The organism is Acidovorax sp. Root402 (assembly GCF_001425125.1).
GTDB lineage: Bacteria > Pseudomonadota > Gammaproteobacteria > Burkholderiales > Burkholderiaceae_C > Acidovorax > Acidovorax delafieldii.
Window position 1 is genome coordinate 270509 of the sequence record NZ_LMDQ01000016.1, and the last position, 6300, is coordinate 276808.

7 protein-coding genes and 1 pseudogene are annotated in these 6300 nt (G+C 60.3%); 3 read left to right on the forward strand and 5 right to left on the reverse strand.

Features of this window, described 5'->3' with window-relative positions; all coding sequences use genetic code 11:
* Positions 1 to 14: 14 nt before the first annotated feature.
* The 5 genes from ASC83_RS19505 to ASC83_RS19525 form a co-directional block, all read right to left on the reverse strand.
* Positions 15 to 1028 (reverse strand): zinc-dependent alcohol dehydrogenase family protein, encoded by a 1014-nt coding sequence (locus ASC83_RS19505; protein WP_056066521.1) that lies wholly within the window; start codon positions 1026 to 1028, stop codon positions 15 to 17.
* Positions 1029 to 1036: 8 nt separating this feature from the next.
* Positions 1037 to 1615, reverse strand: coding sequence for an amino acid synthesis family protein (locus ASC83_RS19510; RefSeq protein WP_056066523.1), 579 nt, complete (start codon positions 1613 to 1615; stop codon positions 1037 to 1039).
* Between the two features lie 29 nt (positions 1616 to 1644).
* Positions 1645 to 2616 (reverse strand): tripartite tricarboxylate transporter substrate binding protein, encoded by a 972-nt coding sequence (locus ASC83_RS19515; protein ID WP_056066526.1) that lies wholly within the window; start codon positions 2614 to 2616, stop codon positions 1645 to 1647.
* A 97-nt stretch (positions 2617 to 2713) separates the two neighbouring features.
* Positions 2714 to 3574: a fumarylacetoacetate hydrolase family protein gene (locus ASC83_RS19520; RefSeq protein ID WP_056066529.1), complete on the reverse strand. Its 861-nt coding sequence runs from the start codon at positions 3572 to 3574 to the stop codon at positions 2714 to 2716.
* A 357-nt stretch (positions 3575 to 3931) separates the two neighbouring features.
* Positions 3932 to 4651: a GntR family transcriptional regulator gene (locus tag ASC83_RS19525; protein WP_056066532.1), complete on the reverse strand. Its 720-nt coding sequence runs from the start codon at positions 4649 to 4651 to the stop codon at positions 3932 to 3934.
* A 34-nt stretch (positions 4652 to 4685) separates the two neighbouring features.
* Here ASC83_RS19525 and ASC83_RS19530 point away from each other — a divergent pair, with 34 nt between their 5' ends.
* The 3 genes and pseudogenes from ASC83_RS19530 to ASC83_RS19540 all read left to right on the forward strand — a co-directional run.
* Complete coding sequence (locus tag ASC83_RS19530; RefSeq protein ID WP_056066535.1) at positions 4686 to 5273, forward strand: NADPH-dependent FMN reductase; 588 nt, start codon at positions 4686 to 4688, stop codon at positions 5271 to 5273.
* A 106-nt stretch (positions 5274 to 5379) separates the two neighbouring features.
* Entirely contained in the window at positions 5380 to 5796 is a 417-nt protein-coding gene (locus tag ASC83_RS19535) for an SRPBCC family protein (RefSeq protein WP_056066538.1), read from the forward strand.
* Positions 5797 to 5827: 31 nt separating this feature from the next.
* Positions 5828 to 6094, forward strand: a pseudogene (locus ASC83_RS19540) (cytidyltransferase); the annotation flags it as partial.
* Between the last annotated feature and the right edge of the window lie 206 nt (positions 6095 to 6300).

Genomic DNA, 6300 nt, shown 5'->3' on the forward strand with positions numbered 1-6300 from the left:
AAGACTCCATGGGTTCAGGGAATGAGGACCAGCTTGCCCAGCGTGCCGCCGGTGTCCAACAGCTCATGGGCCTGACGAACCTCTGCCAGTGGCATGCGCATGGCACGCGGTGCACGCACCTGGCCACTCGCCATGAGCGCAATGGCTTGCTCCATCAAGCCGCGGCGCTGAGCCACATCGGCATCCACCGCATGAATGGAGAAGGTGCGTATCGCCAGACTCTTGGCGAGCAGTTTGCGAAGCTCATCGAACACATCACTCGATGGTGGGCCTGCAAGGATGTTGTACGACACCGCCATGCCTGAGGGGGCCAGCGACCGCAGACACGCGATAAACAGCGCCGCACCCACATGATCAAAAGCGAGGTCGACGCCACGTCCCCCAGTGAGCTCCATGACGCGTTGCGGCAGGGCCTGCACGTCGCCATCAACAAGATCGCTAACTCCGTTCTCCAAGGCGAACTGGCGTTTTTCCGGGGTTGATGCAGTACCGATGACGCGCAGGCCTCGCGAGCGCGCCACCTGTGCCAGCGCGGTGGCAACCCCACCTGCTGCACCGGGAATCAGGATCGCTTTAGCGGGTAGATTGCCGTTGCTGGCCAGTAGCGCCAGTGCGAGCTGGAAGTTACCGAGACTCACCGCGTCCTCGAACGCAATGCTCTCAGGCAACACAAATGGCACAACTTCGGGCACGCAGATCGCCTGCACGTAGCAGCCCCCGCGCTGTGGCAACTCTCGTGCACTGACCAGCACGCGGTCACCCACAGACAGGCGGGTGACGCCCTCACCGATGGCATCGATGACCCCGGACAGCTCATTGCCGGGCACCGCGGGCAGTGGGGGCATCCATTTGTAAGTACCGTTGCGAATCAGAACGTCCGGCCCACCTGCGCCTATGGCATGAGCCCGGACGCGTACCTCGCCCGGTCCGGGATGAGGTACAGGGATGTCCACCAAAGACAGAACCTCCGGACCACCCGTGACCTGGAGCTGCACAGCCTTCATCGTGCCAGTGGAAGAAGTCGCCATGTCTAACCTCAGCGCTGGCCGTCGTGTACGGACACCTGCTCGCGCGTCAGGCCGCCCAGGCGCGAGTGGACGCGTCCGCCATCGGCCATCACCAGTGCGAAAAGGATTTCGTCGGGGCGGGGCGCGTCCTGAATCCCCACCTCGGCACTGTTGAAATGGCTGCGGACATAGGCCGCATGGATGTAATGCAGTGGCACCATCAAGCGGTAGCCCGTAGCGGCCACGGCCTTCGCCGACGGCACGATGGCTTTGGGTTCACCCAGCACTTGGCGCATTGCCCAGCCCCCCGCTTCATGCCAGACGGCGCCATGCTCCAACTCGCCATTCACGCCGACGATGGCTGCCTTGCTATAGGCCTGTACTTTTTCCTTGCCCAGCGTAGCCACCAGCTCTTCAGCGAGCATCGTACCGAGGGTGCGCAGCTCGGCCATGAAGGGCAGCAGATCTGGCTCATAGCGGCCAGCGTAAGGATTGCGAATCACAGCGCAAGCAGAGGCGATGCGCAGCGGCGTGTCTACCGGTGGCCCGCCCTCGTGGTACACCGTTTCAATGGTCAGGCTGCGTTTGCGGATAGCGATCAAGTTCATTCAAAAGTCCTTCGACAAGGTGATTGGAGTCATTGTTTGGGAATCTTGGCATCAGCCACTACCTGCTGCCATTTTTCGATCTCGTGGCTCACCATGACCTTCATTTCCTCGGGCGTGCTGCCACGCGCTTCGCCGCCCATGTCCTCCAAACGCTGCCGTACTGCAGGCGCCTGTAGCGCACGAAGCACCTCCGCATTGAGGCGATCAACGATCGGTCGGGGTGTTCCTGCGGGCGCCAGAAGGCCGGCCCACGAGCGCACGTCATAGCCCGTCACACCTTGCTCCACGACGGTGGGAACGTTTGGCAGGCCTGCCCACCGTTGGGGGCCGGTGGTTGCGATGGCGCGCAGCTTCCCCGCCTGGATGTTGGTCAATACCGCGGTCGGCGGAGCGATGATGAACGGCACATCGCCTGCCAGCAGCGCCGTGATCGATGCAGCATCGCCCCGATAAGGAACGTGCAAAAGATTGACTCGAGCCATCTTGGCCAGCAGCTCGCCCGCCAGATGGTGGGTTGAGCCCACGCCCGCAGTCCCGTAGCCAACCGATCCCGGTGTGGCCTGCGCGTTTGCGATGACTTCACGCAGGCTCTGGACTTTCGAATTGGCGTTGACAACCACCAGGAACGGAAAGAAGGTGATCGTGGAAACCATCTCGAAGTCCGCAACTGACTTGTAGGGGAGCGTGTTGTAGAGAGCGCCCGCCACCGCATGCCCCCCGGTGGCGAGCAGCAACGTGTATCCGTCGGGCTTTGCCCGCGCTACCGTGGTGGCGGCGATGGTGCCGCCAGCTCCAGACTGTGCCTCCACCACCACGGCCTGGCCCAAGGCTTTGGCCATCTCTGCGCCCACAGCGCGGGCGATGGCGTCCGCATTTCCACCAGGAGCGAACCCCTGATAGAGCTTGATCGCTCGCTCGGGATAGGCTTGGGCCAGGGCCGGCAGCGCCGACCATCCAAGAGCGGCCGCGCTGCAGGCGGCCAGGACGTGTCTTCTTTGCATGGTGTTTGTCTCCGTGGGCGGCGGCCGCGTGGGGCCTTGCTCTACCCTTGCAGGGTCTGGATGGAAGATCGAACGGGTAAATGACGCCAGACGATGGTCAGCCCTGCGCAACCACTGGATTGCGCAGCACGCCGATGGCTTCAATCTCCACTTCCACGACGTCGCCAGGTTTCATGAACTGCGGCGGCTTCTTACTCCAGCCCACGCCGGCAGGAGTGCCAGTGATGATCACGTCACCGGGGACCAACGTAAAAATGGTTGAGGCATACGCAATCAGGCGGGGGATCGAAAAAATCATGTGCCCTGTATGGCTGGACTGCACCACAACGCCGTTCAGACGCGTCTCCAGCTTGAGTTCGCGACCAGGCGCGATCTCGTCTGCAGTCACCATCCAGGGACCGAAAGCACCAGTGGATTCGAAGTTTTTGCCGGAGGCGATCTGCTTGGCATGGAACTGCCACTCTCGCACACTGGCATCGTTGTAGCAGCTATAGCCTGCAATGTGCGCCCAGGCGTCCGCCTCGCTGATGTCACGACCTTCCTTGCCAATCACTACGGCCAGCTCGCCTTCCCAATCCAGCGACTCCGAAACATGGGGGCGGACGATCGGCCCTTGATGTGGCGTCTGTGAACGCCACACGCGCAAGAAGATCGGCGGCTGCTCGGACAGCTCGCGCTGCATGCCAGCAGCGAGCACCTCCTGGTGGTGATCCATGTAGTTGCGCACCGCGCAGACAATTTTCTCGGGGCGAGGAATCACCGGCAGGAACGTCACTTCGGCCAACTTTGCGTCGGCCTTGAGATCTGCCACCAACGCATCCCGGCGCGCGAAGTCCGGGCTTGCGATAAAGCCAGCCAGCGTGGCATGGCCGGTTCGGATCGCCAGTTCGGCAACACCTTCACCGAGGACGGCACCCCAGGTTTCACGGCCGGCGATTGAGTAGGACATCAGTTTCATGGGTTTCCTAGAAAAGGGATGAAAGAGGAATCTGAGAAGGCACAACGATCAGAACTTGAACTTCTGAACCTTCGAATCTAGTGCATGAATGTATTTTTATGCACAAAATATAAATTATGCGTAGTGGTTTACACCGAGCGATTTGAGGGAACTTGCTGGGCCACTTGCGCAAGAAGAGGCACTTGCAGACAACGGAAATGGGGAACTCAGAAGCGAAAAAGCCCACATGCGCGATGCATGCGGGCTATGCACCACGCGAGTCGGGTGCAACCAGGAATGAGGAGGGGCAGGGCTGCCAAGGAACCGGTGAAATGCCTGTACCTAGACCATGCCCGGGCTCGCAATGGCAGTGGAGGGTCAGCCTCCCTGGCTGTGCTCCAGCTTGCTCAGAACCGAGAGCACATTGCGCTCGGTACTCAAGATGTGCTCTTGCAAGAGTGCACAGGCGGTGTCTGCATCGCGCCGCAGCGTAGCGTCCATGAGCTTACGGTGCTCACTAGATTTGTGCTTAAAGGTCTTGCGAAAGCGCGCTGAAAACCGCCGGTAACGCTCCGCCTGGTCGAAGAGGCTTGCACTCCAAGTCCGCAGGCGCTCTGATGGACTGGCTGAAATCAGTGCCATGTGAAAGGCAGTGTGCACTTCCGTCCACCCTTGGTCCAAAACGACCGGACCATCGCTAAGTCGGCCTTCTACCTTCTCCAAGCGGTGAAATGCCCCCACTACTTGCGCCTCCCACACGTCATCACCGTGGGCAATCGATTCGCGCAGCGCCTGAACGTCAAGCATCACACGCATGCGCGTGATGTCGCCCAAGTCCTCTGCAGAAATCGCCGTTACACGAAACCCTCGCCGTTCATCTGCCCGGATCAACCCCTCCTGGGCCAGACGACTCAGCGCCTCCCGCAACGGACTGCTGGAAAAGCCGTAGGCAGCTTGCAGTTCATCGAGCTTGAGCTTGGCGCCTGGACCGTAGGTGCCATTCAACACATCCCTGCGCAATTGCGCGAAGGCCTGATCCACCAGGGGCGGGGTGCGAGGGGATGTGTCTGTTTTGTACATGTTTTGAATTTTATGCATAAACTTAAGGCATTGAAAGAACGAAAGAATCTCAATGAACACCAACCAGATGACACGTCCTATCCGCCTCCTCGCCATCTCCGGAAGCCTCCGCCGCGCGTCGCACAGCACTGCCGTGCTGCGAAGCCTCCAGCCGCTGCTACCTTCTGGAACCACACTGGAGTTGTTCCCTCTCGACGAGATCCCCATGTACAACGCAGATCTGGATGGGGAGCAACCACCGCCTCCAGTCGTCCAGCTCAAGAACGCCATTGAACATGCGGATGGCCTGGTACTGTGTTCTCCTGAGTACAACTACGGCATACCCGGGGTACTCAAGAACGCGATTGACTGGGCTTCACGGCCGGGATTTGCATCTCCTCTCAAGGGCAAGCCCGCGCTCATCATGACGGCGTCGCCAGGCACGGCAGGGGGAGTGCGGGCACAGGCCCAAATTCGTGATGCATTGGCAGCCACACTGGCTCGCCCCTTGGTGCGGCAGCACATCGCCATTGCTGGAGTCGCCGCGCGCATACAAGATGGTCACTTAGTAGACAAGCCTACTCTGGATATCATCCAAACAGGATTGCAAGAGCTGGTCGAGGAGATCCGGTGGATCGCCGCGCGCAGCCAAAAAGTCTGAGACAGTAGTCGCTAATAAGGCCGGGTTTTAGCGGCCAGTGCCGATAGGGCTGGACTCGGCACCCAATCTTTGAATATGTGCCGGGTCACCCGAATGGAGTTCGCTCATGAAGATCACCGTCTCAACTGTGGTTGCCGCACCGTTGAAAGAAGTCTGGCGGGCATACACAACACCCGAAGACATCAAACAATGGAATACAGCGTCCCCAGACTGGCACACGACCACCTCGTCGGTGGATCTGCGGCCAGGTGGCAAGTTCTCCTCTCGCATGGAGGCGAAGGACGGCTCATTCGGGTTTGACTTTGCAGGTGAATACACCAAGGTTGTGCCGTGCCAGCTCATCGAATACGCCTTCGGAGATCGAGCAGGACTCGTTGAGTTCAACGAGGGCACGGACGGAGTCAAAGTTACGGTCACATTCGACGGGGAGCAAACGCACCCCGAAGAGCAGCAGCGAGCCGGCTGGCAGGCTATCCTGGACAACTTTTCTCGCCACGTGGTCGCAAAGCAGGCGCCCCAATAGCGGCCAGCTCGCAGAGCCTCTTGCCCGTACATGCGACCTGCCCGAGGCCCGCATGCGCGCCGCACTGCAGTCAGTGACCGTGTTCGACCACCCCGACCGCAGCCAGCGCGGTCGCACCATCACGCATGCACACTACTTTGACCTGGGCGATGCGCCCTTCCCAGTGGTGCAGGCGGACGATGATGCGGCGCTGGTGCAGTGGACCCCCATCGACCAGCTGGCGGGCCTGGAAGAGGAATTCTTCGAAGACCACTTCCACATGCTGGACCACTTTCTGGGGCTGACGAAGCTGGACTGATCCGCTCCACCCGCTTTTTGCATCCAAACTGGTGCAAGCGCTACGGAATCATGTATTTGCCGCTATATTTTGTATAGCATTAGGTACCAGCCCGCTCCAGCATAGCGTGCAGCAGCACGTTGCACCCGGCCTCGATGTGCTCGGGTTTCGCATCCTCGATCTCGTTGTGGCTGATGCCGTCCTTGCACGGGATGAAGATCATGCCG

Excerpts from the sequence above, each read along its gene's own strand:
- ASC83_RS19505 (WP_056066521.1), bottom strand. The coding sequence starts at position 1,028 with ATGGCGACTTCTTCCACTGGCACGATGAAGGCTGTGCAGCTCCAGGTC.
- ASC83_RS19510 (WP_056066523.1), bottom strand. The coding sequence starts at position 1,615 with ATGAACTTGATCGCTATCCGCAAACGCAGCCTGACCATTGAAACGGTG.
- ASC83_RS19515 (WP_056066526.1), bottom strand. The coding sequence starts at position 2,616 with ATGCAAAGAAGACACGTCCTGGCCGCCTGCAGCGCGGCCGCTCTTGGA.
- ASC83_RS19520 (WP_056066529.1), bottom strand. The coding sequence starts at position 3,574 with ATGAAACTGATGTCCTACTCAATCGCCGGCCGTGAAACCTGGGGTGCC.
- ASC83_RS19525 (WP_056066532.1), bottom strand. The coding sequence starts at position 4,651 with ATGCATAAAATTCAAAACATGTACAAAACAGACACATCCCCTCGCACC.
- ASC83_RS19530 (WP_056066535.1), top strand. The coding sequence starts at position 4,686 with ATGAACACCAACCAGATGACACGTCCTATCCGCCTCCTCGCCATCTCC.
- ASC83_RS19535 (WP_056066538.1), top strand. The coding sequence starts at position 5,380 with ATGAAGATCACCGTCTCAACTGTGGTTGCCGCACCGTTGAAAGAAGTC.